The following is a 15,722-nucleotide window of genomic DNA, read 5'->3' as shown; positions in this document are numbered from 1 at the left end:
AAACGAGGGGGAAGGAGAGTCTTCTCCTCTCCCTTTTTTTGTTTTTAGGCTTAAATCGGTTGTACCATATGTACAATCATGGGAGGATAGTCAATGACTGAATATTTCATTCGCCGTGTCCTGCAGTCTCTTTTGGTTATTGTTTTGGTCAGTATCGTCACTTTCGGTCTGATCCATGCGGCACCGGGCGGCCCTACACAAATTTTCTTAGCTCCGGGCTTATCCCAGGAAGCAGCCAAAATACAGGCTCATAACTTAGGACTTGATAGACCAGTATACGAGCAATACTTCACTTGGGTTGGCGGATTGCTTAAGGGCGATCTGGGTTACACGTTTAAGAACCATGTTCCTGTAGGTCAGATTTTATGGCCAACGGTTGGAAACACTCTTGTCTTGATGAGTGTAGCTTGGCTGCTATCCTTGCTGATAGCGATTCCATGGGGGATTTATAACAGTACTAAAGAATACGGTCTTTCTGACCAAACGGCTTCATTTGTTGCTTATATTGGTTTTGCCATGCCAGCCTTCTGGTTCGGTATTTTGCTTCAGGAACTGTTCGCCCTAAACCTCGATTGGCTTCCACTTTCAGATATGTGGACCATGGGGAAAGAGGGAAATCTGGGCAATTTGTTCATGCATATGATTCTGCCGGTATCTGTATTGACTTTAGGATTCCTGGCCTCTTACTCCAAGTACTCCCGTGCAAGTATGCTGGAAGTGCTTGAGCAGGATTATATCCGTACGGCTCGAGCTAAAGGGGTTAAAGAGAATAAGGTTATTTTCCGTCACGCTCTGCGTAATGCACTGATTCCTATTATTACGGTGCTGGGTCTTGATCTGCCGATCCTGGTGGGTGGTGCCACACTTACGGAAACCGTGTTCAACTGGCCGGGTATGGGCCGTTTGTTTGTTGAAATGGCAAATGCTAGAGAATACTCGGTGTTGATGGCGATTGCCCTGGTTACTGCAGTCGTTGTTATTGTTGGTAATCTGATTGCCGATATCCTCTACGCAGTAGTCGATCCTCGGGTTCAGCTTGGTAAGGGAGGAAAATCGGCATGAGTATGAACGTAAATACAGAAATTGCACAAAGCGGTCAGCCGGGCGTGCAGCCTCCAATGGAGGAGTTCAATTCCACGGCACCTTCCCAGAAACCGCCGGGTCCATGGAAGATCGTCTGGAAGAAGTTCTCCCATAATCCTTATGCGATGACGGGTTTGGTCGTTCTACTTATTTTTGTGCTGGCAGCCATTTTGGCTCCAGTGCTGGCTCCCTATAAGCCGGATGCAATTAATCTGGACGGGGATATGACCGGCGGCAATCATCTGCTAGGCGTGGATGAGATTGGTCGTGACATTTTTTCCAGATTGTTATATAGTGCCCGAATCTCCTTGTTTATCGGCTTTACCGTGGCTGCAGCTTCGGTTATTATCGGATCGTTTGTCGGAGCTGTCTCCGGTTATTTTGGCGGATGGATCGATACGATCTTTATGCGTCTTGTTGACGTTATGAACTCGATCCCATTATTATTCTTGAACATTCTTGTCCTTGCTATTTTTGGATCAAAAGTAAGTTACATGATTATGATCCTGGTATTTACAAGCTGGATGAGCGTAGCCCGGCTGGTACGGGGGAACTTCCTGCAGCTTCGAGAGTCCCAGTACGTGGAAGCAGCCAAAGCAATTGGTGTGTCCAGCTGGGGAATTATATTCAGACATTTGCTTCGCAATGCAAGCTTCCCGATTATTGTTAATGCCACGTTGATGGTAGGGGGCGCTATCCTGAGTGAATCAGCACTATCCTTCCTTGGGCTTGGCATACAGGCTCCGGATACAAGCTGGGGACAAATGCTGAGTAATGCACAGGAATTCATGCTCATTGATCCTATCCAAGCGGTATATCCAGGGCTATGTATCTTTATCGTGGTGTTGTCCGTTAACTTTATCGGTGACGGCATCCGTGATGCTCTTGATCCTAGACAAAAAGCGACGGTATCCCGGAGGAGGCTGAAACAATGGCGGAAAGATTACTCGAAATAGAGAATCTGACAACCGGATTTATGACAGAAAAGGGATTTGTCAAAGCGACAGACAATATCTCTATAAACATAGAAAAAGGAAAGACACTCTGCCTTGTTGGCGAATCCGGTAGCGGTAAGAGTGTAACCTCCTTGTCCATCATGCGGCTGATCGATTATGCGGGCGGAGCCATCTTGGATGGCAAAATTAAATTTCATGGTGAGGATCTGGCCTCCAAAGACCAGGAGGACATGCGCAAGATTCGCGGTAACAAGATCGCGATGATCTTCCAGGACCCAATGTCCGCACTTAACCCTGTATTTACCGTAGGCGATCAGATCGCAGAAAGTATTATTCTGCACCAGAACAAGAGTGAGGCAGAAGCGAAGAAGGAAGCGATCAACCTGCTGAGAATGGTTGGTATTCCTGCGCCGGAAATCCGGGTTAAGCAGTACCCGCATGAATTGTCCGGGGGGATGTGTCAGCGTGTCGTTATTGCGATAGCCTTGGCATGTAATCCCGAGCTGTTGATTGCGGATGAGCCTACCACAGCACTTGACGTAACCGTGCAGGCACAGATTCTTGATCTTCTCCAGCGTTTGAAGGAAGAGCTGGGGATGTCCATTCTTCTTATTACCCACGATATGGGGGTAGCTGCTGAAATGGCAGACCGGATCGCGGTTATGTACGCTGGAGCTATTGTAGAAGAGGGTACTGTTGAGGAGATCTTCTCCAACCCATCCCATCCTTATACCGTAGGTCTGCTGCAATCCATTCCAGGGTTTGAAGGCACGCGTGGAAAAGAACTGTACACCATCAAAGGGACGATTCCGGGTATCGGTAATCTTCCGGGTGGCTGCCGTTTCAATCCCCGCTGTCCGCACGTGATGGATAAATGCAAAGCCCAGGAGCCGCTTAATTTCAAGGTAGGCGACGATCATAGTGCCGTCTGCTGGCTGTATGAGGATAAGGCGCCTGTGGAGATCGGCAGAAACGGGGGCGACACCAAATGAGTATGAAAGAGCCACAAGTACAAGATAATGAGAATCTGATTGAGATTAAACATCTCAAGAAGTATTTCCCGATTAAGGCGGGGTTACTTAACCGCGTTGTCGGCAACGTTAAAGCGGTTGATGACGTATCCGTCACGATCCGCAAGGGTGAGACCTTTGGCCTTGTTGGTGAATCAGGCTGTGGCAAGTCCACATTCGGCCGCGTTGTGCTCAAGCTGCAAAGCGCTACCGATGGAGAAGTCCTGTTCAACGGGAAGAATGTACATTCCCTGAGTGGTTCGGAGCTTCGCAAGCTTCGGGAAGAGATGCAGATTATTTTCCAGGATCCGTTTGGTTCCCTGAATCCGCGCTTCCTGGTCAAAGATATTATCGGTGAGCCGCTGCGCGTTCACCGCAATATGTCCGCCAAGGAGATTGACGACCGGGTGGTCGAGCTTCTGCAGTTGGTCGGACTTGATCCGTCCCGCCGAAACCGGTATCCGCACGAATTCTCCGGTGGACAGCGGCAGCGGATCGGAATTGCCCGGGCAATTGCCCTGAACCCTCAGTTTATCGTAGCGGATGAGGCGGTATCGGCGCTTGACGTATCCGTCCAGTCCCAGGTTATCAACCTGCTGATGAAACTGCAGAAGGAGTTGGGCCTGACCTTCCTGTTCATTGCTCACGGTTTGAATGTGGTGCGCCATATTTCGGACCGCGTTGGAGTTATGTACCTGGGTAAAATGGTTGAGGTATCCGAGACGGAAGAGCTCTTTGCGCATCCGCTCCATCCTTACACGGCGGCACTGCTGTCGGCTATTCCGAAGCCGACTCCAAGCCGTAAGCGGGAGCGTATCGTCTTGAAGGGTGATGTTCCGTCACCTGCAAATCCGCCATCCGGCTGCCGGTTCCATACCCGCTGTCCTCTTGCACAAGAGAAGTGCAGCCAGGTTGAACCGCTGCTGGAAGAAGCTCTTCCAGGCAGACAAGTGGCCTGCCACTTCCCATTGCTGGAAGGCAGCGATGCGCTCAAGAAGCATCAATAGTATGCAGCCTAGGAGCGGGTAAAGGAGTTGTCCTTTACCCGCTTTTTTTGGTGCCTAGGGATAATTAAGTGCTGTGTGCTCACAAGGTCTTATTTAGGAACATTTACAGCTTTCATTCGTATTTTGTTAGAGGATATTTATCATTATAGAAGCGTTATTAGGATAGAAGATCAGGCATATCCCAGTGTTTAATAGTTGATAGATGATAGTTAATTAGGTTATATTGTTCGTTGTGCAAGTGTATTTTAACCTTTTTGTAGTGTTTTGCTGGAAACAACTCAGTACAATGGAAGATAAAGTAGATTTGTGTTGCAAAAGCCTTGATTCTCGTGCTTCGGTAAACGGCTCTAGCGTTTATTAAGGAAGGGGGACGAATACGTTCATTTGAAGCCCAAGGCCACTTATGCCGTAAAAATATGTCGTATGGTATTCTACTATACTTTCGAGTAGGACTTTAATCATGTCTTCTGCTAGGAAAGACATGTATAACATATACATGAAGATGAAGATGTACTCAGGGATCTGAGCTGCGTCTAAATGGAGGCAAATGAATGAGTGATAAACAATTAAGCAGGGTAAAGCCAAAACCCAAAAAGAAAAAGAATAGATTAAGAACATGGGGAATTGTCCTTTTGGTTCTTGTTATTCTGGGTTCAGGCGCTTATGTATACAGGAAACCTCTTGCCATTATGGCATTTGATTTATTTCTGTCTGATCATGTGGAGCAGAAATTGCAGAAATCCTATGCCCCTCTTCAAGGGGAGAAACCCAAGCCGGTGGTCTATCAGACCAAGCCGTTTACCGCGCTTCTTCTTGGGGTAGATCAGCGGGATAACGAGCCAGCACGTTCGGATACGATGATCTATGCGGTGATTCGGCCTAAAGATTCCAAGGTGTTGCTCATTTCAATTCCGCGGGATACGTACACTGAGATTGTAGGCAAGCACAAAAAGGATAAGATCAACCATGCATACGCGTTCGGCGGGGAAAAGATGTCTAAGGATACCGTAGAAGCTTTCCTGGGGCATAAGGTAGAGTATTATGCTGCCATTAACTTCAAAGGTCTGCGGGACGTCGTTGACGCGCTGGGCGGCGTGGAGCTGCCAATTACGAAGGATATTGTGAACAAAGCCAAGGAACACGAGAAGTTCACGATCAAGGCAAACCAGCCTATCTATAACGGGAAGGACGCCCTTAATTTCGTCCGTTACCGGGAAGACAGTGACTTTAACCGGACCAAGAGACACCAAGTCTTCCTGAATGCAATGGTTAGCCGGGTTCTAAAGCTGGATCAAGTCGGTAAAATTCCTGAGCTGATGGACATCGCGGGTGCGAACTTCAAGACAGATATTATGCCAAACAATATTATTGATCTTGCTAAACAGCTGTTGACCGGGGAGAATCCGCCGCAGATTTACAGTTTTACAATCATGGGCAAGGGTGTCCGTATGAATAATATCTTCTATGACCTGGCTGATAAGAAGGATGTGGCTTATGCCGAACAGCTGATTGAAAGCTGGTCTGATCCGAATACAGCAGCTTCACAGCTTATGATTCCTGAGAAGCAGGCCGTTGAATGAGCGTCCTAGAGATGCCATAATATATACAGAAACTGGATGGGTACATCTGCTTTTTGTATGGAGGAGATGTCTGTTCGGCAGTCCGGGGTACCGGCTGCCGATTTTTTCGCCCTGAGAGAAAACGGGCAGGGGTCCATACGGTCCATGGGGGCTTATACTTTCTTGACCTTTAAGAAAGGATAGAGGAGGCTTATTGTTCAATGAATATCGCGTTTTTCCTGCTGCCGAAAAGTGAGGTCGCAACGGTTACTCTGGATTCCACACTAAGACAAACGCTGGAACGCATGGAGTACCATCGTTATACGGCTGTCCCGATTATTGATAAACACGGGGTTTATGTTGGCACAATTACGGAAGGGGATCTGTTGTGGTACATGAAGAATTCTCAAGGTAAGGTGACTTTTGAGAACGCTTCGAAATACTTGCTGAAGGATATTCCGCTTAGACTGGATATCAAGCCAGTCTCGATTGACGAAGATATGGAGGACCTGATTAATTTGGCCAAGGTTCAGAACTTTGTTCCAGTTGTGGATGACATGAACCGGTTCATCGGCATCGTCCGCCGCAGCCAAATCATCGAATACTGTGAGAAATTTGTATCCCGTGGTGAAGCAGCGCCCAGACAATAGGGCACGGGAGCATCCTGTCAGTCACATACCGGCCTTGGGCTGGCCACCGGGTTTTATGCTATAATGGAGAATAAAGCTTTTTCTAGGAGAGAGAGTGATTGGTCTACTATGCATAAAGAAATGGATGTAGCCAAACGGGCGAAGGTCATTGAGTGGCTGAAAACGGAAGTTGTCGATCATGTATCCCGTCTGTTCAAAGCTCTGTGGGAGGGCAGCACGACCCGGATTACCGACAGTCTCGCCAGTCTGATTGTGAGCGGGTATATATTAGGCAGAAGACTGGGCATCTCATATCGTGACTTGGATGAGAATATTATGGAGAAGCTGAAGAAGCACAAGCAGGAAGGCCATCAGCTTGAGGATTGGTATCAAGACATTTCTGCATTGGAAGAACATATGCGTAAGAGGTGAACCTATTTGAAATTTCACTGGACATCCGTTGCCTGGAGCGTGGTCTATTTCCTACTCCTGCTATCTCTGATAACGCCGCTGACTGTGATCACGGCTTTGTTCCTTCTGGTGCCAGGCGTAGTGCTCTACTCAACTTTATCCAAAACATCATTTATTGTGCACATTGTGCCTGTATTAGTTCTCTTATTTTTAGTATTTAATTCAGTATTGTCTAACTCTCTATTTATCTTGATCCCGCTCTATTTCCTGGTTCCTTCTGTGGTTATGGGACATCTGTATAAAAAAAGAGCGTCCGCGCTGCGGACTGTATTATTCGGGGCGGGAACGATCCTGCTGGAGTTCATTCTGCTGCTGCTGATCAGCACACTGTTCTTCGACTTCAATCTTGTACAAACGATTGAGGATGTGATCAACTCGACTGCCTCACCGTTCAGGGACATGGCCGGCAGTGGTCTTGCGCCAGGCCTGGCTTGGACGGAAGAAATGACACGTCAGCTGTCCAGTCTCACGGTGCGGATGATTCCTTTCACCATGACGGTCACCTCGCTTGCTATTGCGATCGTGACCCATGCGGTGACGCGGCCGACGCTCAGCAGCATGGGGCAGATTACACCGAAGATGAAGCCGCTGCGGGACTGGAGACTGCCTCGTTCCCTGGTCTGGTATTATATTATTGGTCTGATCGTGCAGATGTTTGCGGGCGAGGCGGCTCGTCAGGGATTCCTTGGAACAGTGCTGCTTAACCTGATGCCGCTGCTTCAATTCGGTTTCATTATCCAGACAGCAGGTTTCTTCTTCTTTCTGGCCTATCAGAGAAAATGGAACTTGGCCATACCTATCCTGCTGACCATCGCGATTGTGTTCGTTCGCCCTCTATGGCTCATTGGTGTGTTTGACATTGCTTTTCCGCTGCGGGACATGATTACTAGATCAAGACGATAGGGTGAGAAGGCATGCCAAATTTATTGCAAAAGCGCTGGTACGGCTATCAGACCGTGTGGGCGTTCATGCTCATGCTGCTGCTTGTCATTTTCGTATCCTATTACAATTGGATTCTGGGTCTGGTAGGTCTGTGCCTGGTATGTGCGTTAGCCTACATCATGCTTCAAGCGGAGCGAAGATTCCGGAAGGACATGATTCAATATATTACGGAGCTTACCTTTCGCATCAAAAGGGTGGAAGGGGAGGCCATCAGCAGGTTGCCATTCGGCGTCCTGTTGTACGCCGAGGATAAGACGGTAGAGTGGCATAACCGCTTCGTGAAGGGCATGTTCGGCCGCGGGAGTGTGGTCGGGGTTAGCCTGCAGGAGCTTCTGCCGCCCCTCCCTCAGTTAAGCCGTGACAAGCGGGAAGGGGAGCACAACCGTTCGACGGTGGAGGTTGTAGTCAATGGCCGCTATTACGAGCTGACGATTCAGGCTGACGAACGCCTGATCTATGTTCATGATATGACCGAGCTTGCCGTTCTGAGGGAGAAGTATGAAGACGAGCGGCTCGCTCTGGGTATTATTATGCTCGACAATCTGGATGAGGCCTCCCAAGGGATGGATGATCAGCAGAGGGCGGCCCTTATTGCGCGAGTGGCTGCCGCTTTAACGGCGTGGGCGAAGCAGTACAGAGTGTATCTGCGGCGGTTGTCCTCCGAGAGATACCTGATGATGTTCAACCATCTGTCGCTGAAGGAGCTTGAACAGAGCCGGTTCGTCATCCTGGATGAGGTGCGCGAGATGACAGCCGAGCTTAAGGTGCCGATTACCCTCAGCATAGGACTCGCCTTTGGTACGGAGAGCATCAGTGAGCTTGGCGAGCTGGCACAGTCGAGTCTGGATATGGCTCTGGGCCGTGGTGGAGACCAGGCAGCTGTGAAGTCCGGACAGCGGCTGAGCTTCTACGGAGGCAAGACGACAGCTGTTGAGAAGCGGACCCGCGTGCGTGCACGGGTGATTGCCCATGCCCTGCGTGATTTGATGCAGGAAAGCGACCGAGTGATGATTATGGGCCACAGGGTGCCTGATCTCGATGTAATTGGCGCCTCTATCGGAGTGCTGAAAGCAGCGGATATGTACCGTGTGGAAGCTCACATTGTCTTAGAAGGCGTGAATCCAGCGGTCGAGCGAATTATGGAGCGGATTGAGAAGGACGAACCGCTTAGGAAAAGATTCATTTCTCCTGAGCAGGCGATGGCCATGGTAACGGAGAATACGCTGCTTGTGATTGTGGATACACATAAGGCATCTATGACGATGGAGCCGCGGCTGGTGGAAGCCGCACGCCGGGTTGTGATTGTTGACCATCACCGGCGCGGTGAGGAGTTTATTAATGATGCGGTTCTGGTATACCTGGAGCCGTATGCCTCTTCGGCATGTGAGCTGGTCACCGAGCTGCTTCAGTACATTCACGAGAAGGTGGAGCTGAGTCCACTGGAGGCCACGGCCCTATTGGCCGGGATCACTGTGGATACGAAGCATTTTGCGCTGCATACGGGATCGCGGACGTTTGAAGCGGCGGGCTTCCTCCGCCGGAGCGGGGCGGATACCGTTATGGTGCAGCGGATTCTGAAAGAAGACCTTCAAGAATATATCGAGAAGGCCGAGATTATTAAACATGCCCGCATGCTTCATGGGCATATCGCTTTGGCGGTGACGGAGCCGAACCGTAAGATTCCGCAGCTGCTGATTGCCCAAGTGGCCGATACCCTGCTTAACATGACCAATGTTCTGGCCTCGTTCGTGATCAGTGAGCGGCCGGACGGGAAGATCGGCATCAGTGCGAGATCGCTGGGCACGATGAACGTGCAGGTGGTTATGGAGCGGCTGGGCGGCGGGGGACATCTGACCAATGCGGCAGCCCAGCTGGACTGCTCGCAGGCGGAAGCGGAGAAACGGCTGCTTGAAGTGCTTGATGAAATTGAGAAGAAAGAGGGGTTATTCGAATGAAAGTAATTTTCTTGCAGGACGTTAAAGGACAAGGTAAAAAGGGGCAGGTTAAAGAGGTTTCTGAGGGATACGCACAGAATTTCCTGCTGCCTAAGGGTCTGGTTAAGCAGGCGACCCAAGGTAACATGAAGACGTTGGAGAATCAATCTGCTGCAGAGCTTAGACGCAAGCAGCAGGAGAAGGAAGAGGCGATCCAGCTTGGCAAGAAGCTGGAGGAGCTGACTGTAGGTCTGAAAGCAAAATCAGGGGAAGGCGGCCGTCTGTTCGGGGCCATCACCAGCAAGCAGATTGCGGAAGGTCTTCAGGGGCTTGGTATCAAGATTGACAAGCGCAAAATTGAGCTCAATGATCCGATCCGTACGTTGGGGGTTACCCAGGTAACTGTTAAGCTTCATCCAGAAGTAAAAACAACGCTCAAGGTCCAAGTGACGGAGGAGTAAGATGGGCGCAGAGTTATTTATCGACCGAATTCCTCCTCAGAACCTGGAAGCAGAGCAGGCGGTTCTCGGTGCCATTCTGCTGCAGTCTGAAGCGTTAATTACCGCGATGGAACGGGTGCGTACCGAGGACTTCTACGATAAGTCTCATCAAATGATCTATGAAGCCATGATTGAGCTTGGGGAGGCTGGCGAGCCGATTGATCTGATTACCCTGACCTCAAGGCTTCAGGATAAAGGCGAGCTGGAGGAGGTCGGCGGGGTCAGCCATTTGGCCAGATTAGCCCATGCCGTGCCGACAGCGGCCAACGTGGATTATTATGCCCGGATTATAGAAGAGAAGTCGATGCTGCGCAGGTTGATCCGCACAGCCACCCAGATCGTCAGCGATGGCTATACAAGCGGTGACGATGTGGGCGGCATGCTGAGCGATGCGGAGCGCCGGATTCTGGAGATATCCAACGGGCGCTCGGGCAGCGGCTTTATTGCCATCCGCGATGTGCTTATGGAAGTGTTCGAGCGGGTGGAGGAGCTGCATCAGAACCGCGGCACGACTACCGGAGTCTCGTCCGGGTTCGTGGACCTGGACAAGATGACCTCCGGATTTCAGCGTAACGACCTCATAATTGTGGCTGCCCGTCCTTCCGTAGGTAAGACGGCGTTTGCCTTGAATATAGCCCAGAATGCGGCTGTACGCAGCAAGGAGACGGTAGCGATCTTCAGTCTGGAGATGTCCGCCGCCCAGCTGGTGCAGCGGATGATCTGTGCGGAAGCGAACCTGGACGCGGGGGTTATGCGGACAGGGGACTTCAAGAGCGACGATGATTGGTCCAAGCTGACGATGGGCATTGCCGCCCTGTCTGAAGCGGAGATTTATATTGATGATACGCCAGGGGTTACCGTGGCGGATATTCGTGCCAAGTGCCGCCGCCTCAAGAAGGAGAGAGGCCTCGGCATGATTGTAATCGACTACCTGCAGCTGATTCACGGCCGGGGTAAAGCGGGCGAGAACCGTCAGCAGGAGGTCTCGGAGATCTCCCGTACCCTGAAGCAGATTGCCCGTGAGCTTGAAGTGCCGGTTATTGCGCTCTCCCAGCTCAGCCGGGGTGTGGAGCAGCGTCAGGACAAGCGTCCGATGATGTCCGACCTTCGGGAATCCGGTTCTATCGAGCAGGATGCCGATATTGTCGCGTTCTTGTACCGCGATGACTATTACAACCAGGAGACCGAGAAGAAGAATATTATCGAGATTATCATTGCCAAACAGCGTAATGGCCCAGTAGGTACAGTCGAGCTGGTCTTTTTGAAGAACTACAATAAGTTTGCGAATTATGAGCGGGCGCATGCCGATCCTTTTGCAGGATAAATAGAGAAAGCAATCGAACTTTTAACCTTATAAATTTGTATATTCCCGAACAATTCTGCACAGAGGTGTGGAATTGTTCGTTTTTGATTTGACTTTAAAAAAGCGGACTGGTACACTGATATTGCTGCTTTAGGGCAGTAAATGGTTGCAATGCGTATAATGTCCAAGACGTTCCATAAGCTAAGCGAATGGCAGTACCGTTTGCTTTGAAGGTTTGTGGGTGTTTATTTTGAGTGAAAATAAAGGTGCGGGTGCACCGGCGGGGGAATGTACATGTCAACAGTAGTCGTTGTGGGGACACAATGGGGAGACGAAGGCAAAGGCAAAATCACGGATTATCTGGCGGAAAGCGCCGATGTGGTGGCCCGTTATCAAGGCGGTAACAACGCCGGTCACACTATACTGATTGATGGGAAGAAGTACAAACTTAGCTTGATTCCATCCGGAGTTTTTTATGAAGATAAAATCTGTGTCATCGGCAATGGAATGGTTATCAATCCGGAAGCGTTGATTCAGGAGATCACATATATTCATGACAATGGCTTCAGTACAAAGAACTTGAGAATCAGCGACCGCGCACATGTGATACTGCCTTATCATATGCTGCTGGATGCGCTGGAAGAGGACCGCAAGGGGCCGAACAAGATCGGAACGACCCGTAAGGGGATTGGTCCGGCTTATATGGACAAGGCGGCCAGAAACGGAATCCGGATCGCAGACCTGCTTGATGCGGAGGAGTTCGAATTGAAGCTTCGCCATCTGGTCAAGGAGAAGAACCATGTTATTCAGCAGGTATATGGTGCCGAGCCGCTGAATGTGGAGGAGATTCTCAAGCAGTATCTGGAGTATGCAGAATTCATCCGTCCGTATGTCACGGATACTTCTGTTGTTCTGAACGATGCAATTGATGAGGATAAGAAGGTTCTGTTCGAGGGTGCGCAGGGCGTTATGCTGGATATTGACCAAGGGACCTATCCGTTCGTTACTTCTTCCAACCCGTCCGCTGGCGGAGTATGCATTGGCTCAGGCGTTGGACCATCGAAGATCAAACAGGTGATCGGAGTGGCGAAGTCTTACACGACGCGTGTCGGTGATGGCCCATTTCCTACAGAGCTGCATGATGAAATCGGCGATCAGATCCGGGAGACTGGACATGAGTACGGAACCGTTACAGGCCGCCCGCGGCGTGTGGGCTGGTTCGATAGTGTCGTTGTGCGCCATGCCCGCCGTGTGAGCGGTCTGACAGGGTTGTCACTGAACTCTCTGGACGTGCTTACAGGTCTAGAGACCGTGAAGATCTGTACCGGGTACAAGTACCGCGGTGAGGTAATCACACACTATCCGGCAAGCCTTAAGATGCTAGCGGAGTGCGAAGCCGTATATGAAGAGCTTCCAGGCTGGAGCGAAGATATTACCGGCGCTAAGACGCTGGAGGATCTTCCTGAGACAACACGGAATTACGTGAAGCGTGTATCTGAGTTGACGGGTATTCCAATTGCTATTTTCTCCGTTGGACGCAACCGGAATCAGACGAATCAGGTGCTTCCAATTTACGAATAAGCAAAGTAGAGAGCTGTTCCCGGGTCCGGTATGGACCGCGGGGAACAGCTTTTTTATTTTCACAAGCACGGAATGCTGATGTTTGCTGACCCGGAAATATCTACGGTTTTTGGTATCCCTCAGTGATTTCAATGATAGTTACCCAAACCCAAACCCGTTGTAGCCGCGGGATCAAAGAGTCCTCCTCTTGGACTTTTCCCCAAATTCTAGGTAGAAAATGTGCTTAAAAGGGCAATACTTAAGCCTAAGTAAGCCAATGTGCGGCTGGGAAAAGGAGGAGTAACGGATGAAATGGGCCTCAAGGGCTGCTGTGATTGCACTGGGAACCCTATTGGTCTGCGCTATGACTATTCTGACAACGGGATATGTTGTTAATGCGTATGTTCAGTCTTTGTTAACAAGCTTAAATATTAAGTGGGAGGGGCAGCCTTCAAGCTTTGGGGGCATGCTTCAGAGTGCAGTGGGACTTGGTGGGGGTAGTGGGAGCACAGCTAAGAAGGAGAAGGCCGAGTCCAAGGAGCAAGAACAAACGAAGGCACAGACAGGTATGCCAGCAGGAACACAGACAGGGACACATGGAGAAGATCAGGGCCTAAGCGAGTCTGAACATAAGGAGGAGACAGGGAGCCTAGAGCAAAGATCAACGGGCGATAATGCTGCCGCCCTGGGACAAGAGTCCACCGGGGCAGGAGTGCCGGAGAAAGGGCCTAAGTCTGGTGATGGTGCGGAAGACAACGGTGGCACGAAAGGTACCAGCCAGGGGATTCCAGAGAATGCTGTACCGGTAATGGGTGGGGAATCTTCGTCTTCTTCCTCGGCGTCAAAAGATGAGATGGTGATTACACCGGATGATCTGGCGGCGAAGAAGAAGGAACTGGCAGACAAGGACAAAGCGGAAATCTTTCAAATTCTGATGAACAAGCTTCCACAAAAGGAAATGCAGTCGATTACGGCTTCGCTGGAAGACGGTCTGACAGAGACCGAAATGATTGATATTCAGCAGGTGCTGTCCAAATATCTGGACAAGACGGAATATGCTAAAATCATGAAGATGTTAGGGAAATAATCATAGCAGAAAAAATTAACAATATTGTTACTAACGGATGAACGTGCCGGATATAAGCCATAATAGGAAAACCCGCGATTTTAGCGGGTTTTTCATATTTTTGACAAAGTTGAAATAGCCGTTCGAATTATGTTAAGGTTAGTTAGTGTTTAAAAGGTTAATTTTTTGACACTATTTGGGGAGTTATCCACCTCTTTTTGAAATCAGGAAATAAAAAGGAGAGCATCATGAAGGGTTCCAACAAGATACAGAGGTTACGAATCGGTATGGCTGCTGCGGCTGGAGGTTTGCTGGTTGCTGGCACCCTGCTGTGGGCGGGCCATCAATATGTGGAGGCGAATACGGTTCCCTATTACCGGGTATATAAGGATGGCCGGGAGGTTGGCACCGTGCGAAGCAAGGAGTCATTACAGAAACTGTACGACAGCACCCAAGCCGAGTACGAGCGGAAATATCCGGCGGCGGAAATTAAGCTGGATACCCAAGGGATTACTACAGTGTATGAGCAGGCCTATAAGGCGGATATAGAACAGGATACGGCTATCGCGAAGCTTGGCACATTGCTTAAGCCCACCGCTGTGGGCGTGGAGCTGAAGGTAGACGGGAAGACGGTTGGTATTGTCAAAGATCAGGCGACGGCCGACAAGGTACTAAACCAGGTGAAGAGTAAGTACATACCGGAAGCAGCAGTGCCTGTTTTTGCAAGTAAAGTGCAGCGGACCTCTTACACACCGGGTGAAGCCAAGAAACCGGCAGCCGGACAGGCAGCCGCACATATAGAGTCTGCTGTATTTGTGGAGAAAGTTGCGAAAAGGACTGTTGAGACTGACCCTGCAAAGGTGATGACCCCGGAAGAGGCCGTAAACAAGCTCGTTCGCGGAGAGAAAGAGACAGTAACCTATAAAGTTCAGCCCGGCGATACAATCAGCTCGATTGCCAAGGCTGCGGGAATCAGCCAAAAGGAACTGAGAAGCATGAACCCCGGTGTCAAGGAGACCGCGATACAGATCGGAGCCGATCTGAACCTGTCTGTTTCGGAGCCGATCTTAACAGTGAAGACCGTGGAGAGCATCTCGAAGGAAGCGGCGAGCAAGCCGGATGTTCAGATTCGTAAAACCAATCAGCTCCGTAAAGGCGTAACCAAGGTGGTAGCTCCCGGCGTTGAAGGGAAGAAGCTGATGTCCTTCCGCGTCATTAAGGAGAATGGACAAGTTGTACAGAAGCTGTTCTTGAGTCAAAAGGTGATCAGCGCGTCCCAGCCCAAGGTGATCCTGCAAGGGACGAAGGTGGTCAGCACGGCAGGCAGCGGCCGGTTCGCATGGCCGGTCTCCGCTCATTCGATTACAAGCCGCTTCGGGGAACGCTGGAACAAGCTGCACAAAGGGATTGATATGATCTCATCCAACTCCAGCATCATGGCCGCGGACGGCGGGACTGTAAGCTTTGCGGGCGTGAAGACTGGCTATGGCAACTGTATCATCATCAGACATGGCAACGGATATGAGACCTTATACGGGCACCTTAGCCGTATTGATGTGAAGCGGGGGGACAAGGTGGAGAAGGGTGAGCATATTGGAGTGATGGGCGATACGGGCCATTCCTTCGGAATTCACCTTCACTTTGAGATTCACCGGAACGGAGAGCTTCAGAATCCGATCAAGTACTTGAGCTAAAGCAGGTT

At 50.2% G+C, this 15,722-nt stretch carries 14 protein-coding genes; all 14 read left to right on the top strand.

The annotated features are described in order from the left end of the window. Window positions 1-93: 93 nt before the first annotated feature. The 14 genes from KJS63_RS13190 (at window position 94) to KJS63_RS13125 (ending at window position 15,714) form a co-directional block, all read left to right on the top strand. Window positions 94-1,062 (top strand): ABC transporter permease, encoded by a 969-nt coding sequence (locus KJS63_RS13190; RefSeq protein ID WP_213619538.1) that lies wholly within the window; start codon window positions 94-96, stop codon window positions 1,060-1,062. Next, a complete protein-coding gene (locus KJS63_RS13185; RefSeq protein ID WP_374706284.1) occupies window positions 1,059-2,039 on the top strand; it encodes an ABC transporter permease in 981 nt (326 codons plus the stop codon). The genes KJS63_RS13190 and KJS63_RS13185 overlap by 4 nt, the downstream gene beginning before the upstream one ends. Then, entirely contained in the window at window positions 2,015-3,031 is a 1,017-nt protein-coding gene (locus tag KJS63_RS13180; RefSeq protein ID WP_213619537.1) for an ABC transporter ATP-binding protein, read from the top strand. The genes KJS63_RS13185 and KJS63_RS13180 overlap by 25 nt, the downstream gene beginning before the upstream one ends. Beyond that, window positions 3,028-4,056: an ABC transporter ATP-binding protein gene (locus KJS63_RS13175; RefSeq protein ID WP_213619536.1), complete on the top strand. Its 1,029-nt coding sequence runs from the start codon at window positions 3,028-3,030 to the stop codon at window positions 4,054-4,056. Before KJS63_RS13180 ends, KJS63_RS13175 begins: the two co-directional genes overlap by 4 nt. Before the next feature lie 551 nt (window positions 4,057-4,607). Continuing rightward, window positions 4,608-5,636, top strand: coding sequence for an LCP family protein (locus KJS63_RS13170; RefSeq protein ID WP_068621602.1), 1,029 nt, complete (start codon window positions 4,608-4,610; stop codon window positions 5,634-5,636). 200 nt (window positions 5,637-5,836) lie between these two features. Further along, window positions 5,837-6,265, top strand: a complete 429-nt coding sequence (locus tag KJS63_RS13165) for a CBS domain-containing protein (protein WP_213619535.1) — start codon at window positions 5,837-5,839, stop codon at window positions 6,263-6,265. A gap of 108 nt (window positions 6,266-6,373) precedes the next feature. Further along, entirely contained in the window at window positions 6,374-6,676 is a 303-nt protein-coding gene (locus KJS63_RS13160; protein WP_068621599.1) for a MazG-like family protein, read from the top strand. Window positions 6,677-6,682: 6 nt separating this feature from the next. Then, window positions 6,683-7,618 carry a DUF2232 domain-containing protein gene (locus tag KJS63_RS13155; RefSeq protein ID WP_213619534.1) on the top strand — a complete coding sequence of 312 codons (936 nt, stop codon included), beginning with the start codon at window positions 6,683-6,685 and terminating at the stop codon, window positions 7,616-7,618. A gap of 11 nt (window positions 7,619-7,629) precedes the next feature. Then, window positions 7,630-9,612 carry a DHH family phosphoesterase gene (locus tag KJS63_RS13150; protein ID WP_213619533.1) on the top strand — a complete coding sequence of 661 codons (1,983 nt, stop codon included), beginning with the start codon at window positions 7,630-7,632 and terminating at the stop codon, window positions 9,610-9,612. After that, entirely contained in the window at window positions 9,609-10,052 is a 444-nt protein-coding gene (gene rplI, locus KJS63_RS13145; RefSeq protein WP_213619532.1) for a 50S ribosomal protein L9, read from the top strand. Before KJS63_RS13150 ends, rplI begins: the two co-directional genes overlap by 4 nt. A 1-nt stretch (window position 10,053) precedes the next feature. Next, on the top strand, window positions 10,054-11,415 hold the full coding sequence (dnaB, locus tag KJS63_RS13140; RefSeq protein WP_068621594.1) for a replicative DNA helicase: 1,362 nt from the start codon (window positions 10,054-10,056) through the stop codon (window positions 11,413-11,415). Window positions 11,416-11,688: 273 nt separating this feature from the next. Further along, window positions 11,689-12,975 carry an adenylosuccinate synthase gene (locus KJS63_RS13135; RefSeq protein ID WP_213619531.1) on the top strand — a complete coding sequence of 429 codons (1,287 nt, stop codon included), beginning with the start codon at window positions 11,689-11,691 and terminating at the stop codon, window positions 12,973-12,975. A gap of 286 nt (window positions 12,976-13,261) precedes the next feature. Then, window positions 13,262-14,041, top strand: a complete 780-nt coding sequence (locus KJS63_RS13130; protein WP_213619530.1) for a hypothetical protein — start codon at window positions 13,262-13,264, stop codon at window positions 14,039-14,041. A 227-nt stretch (window positions 14,042-14,268) separates the two neighbouring features. Beyond that, a complete protein-coding gene (locus KJS63_RS13125; RefSeq protein ID WP_213619529.1) occupies window positions 14,269-15,714 on the top strand; it encodes a M23 family metallopeptidase in 1,446 nt (481 codons plus the stop codon). Window positions 15,715-15,722 lie beyond the last annotated feature (8 nt).

Source organism: Paenibacillus sp. J22TS3 (genome assembly GCF_018403205.1).
Classification (GTDB): Bacteria; Bacillota; Bacilli; order Paenibacillales; family Paenibacillaceae; genus Fontibacillus; species Fontibacillus tuaregi.
The sequence above is the reverse complement of the archived record's forward strand: the minus strand, read 5'-3'. Positions and strand labels throughout refer to the sequence as shown.

Bases quoted from the DNA above. Each gene is read 5' to 3' on its own strand.
- KJS63_RS13150 (WP_213619533.1), top strand. From the start codon at position 7,630: ATGCCAAATTTATTGCAAAAGCGCTGGTACGGCTATCAGACCGTGTGG.
- KJS63_RS13190 (WP_213619538.1), top strand. From the start codon at position 94: ATGACTGAATATTTCATTCGCCGTGTCCTGCAGTCTCTTTTGGTTATT.
- KJS63_RS13180 (WP_213619537.1), top strand. From the start codon at position 2,015: ATGGCGGAAAGATTACTCGAAATAGAGAATCTGACAACCGGATTTATG.
- KJS63_RS13160 (WP_068621599.1), top strand. From the start codon at position 6,374: ATGCATAAAGAAATGGATGTAGCCAAACGGGCGAAGGTCATTGAGTGG.
- KJS63_RS13165 (WP_213619535.1), top strand. From the start codon at position 5,837: ATGAATATCGCGTTTTTCCTGCTGCCGAAAAGTGAGGTCGCAACGGTT.
- KJS63_RS13170 (WP_068621602.1), top strand. From the start codon at position 4,608: ATGAGTGATAAACAATTAAGCAGGGTAAAGCCAAAACCCAAAAAGAAA.
- dnaB (WP_068621594.1), top strand. From the start codon at position 10,054: ATGGGCGCAGAGTTATTTATCGACCGAATTCCTCCTCAGAACCTGGAA.
- KJS63_RS13125 (WP_213619529.1), top strand. From the start codon at position 14,269: ATGAAGGGTTCCAACAAGATACAGAGGTTACGAATCGGTATGGCTGCT.
- KJS63_RS13135 (WP_213619531.1), top strand. From the start codon at position 11,689: ATGTCAACAGTAGTCGTTGTGGGGACACAATGGGGAGACGAAGGCAAA.
- KJS63_RS13175 (WP_213619536.1), top strand. From the start codon at position 3,028: ATGAGTATGAAAGAGCCACAAGTACAAGATAATGAGAATCTGATTGAG.
- KJS63_RS13185 (WP_374706284.1), top strand. From the start codon at position 1,059: ATGAGTATGAACGTAAATACAGAAATTGCACAAAGCGGTCAGCCGGGC.
- KJS63_RS13130 (WP_213619530.1), top strand. From the start codon at position 13,262: ATGAAATGGGCCTCAAGGGCTGCTGTGATTGCACTGGGAACCCTATTG.
- rplI (WP_213619532.1), top strand. From the start codon at position 9,609: ATGAAAGTAATTTTCTTGCAGGACGTTAAAGGACAAGGTAAAAAGGGG.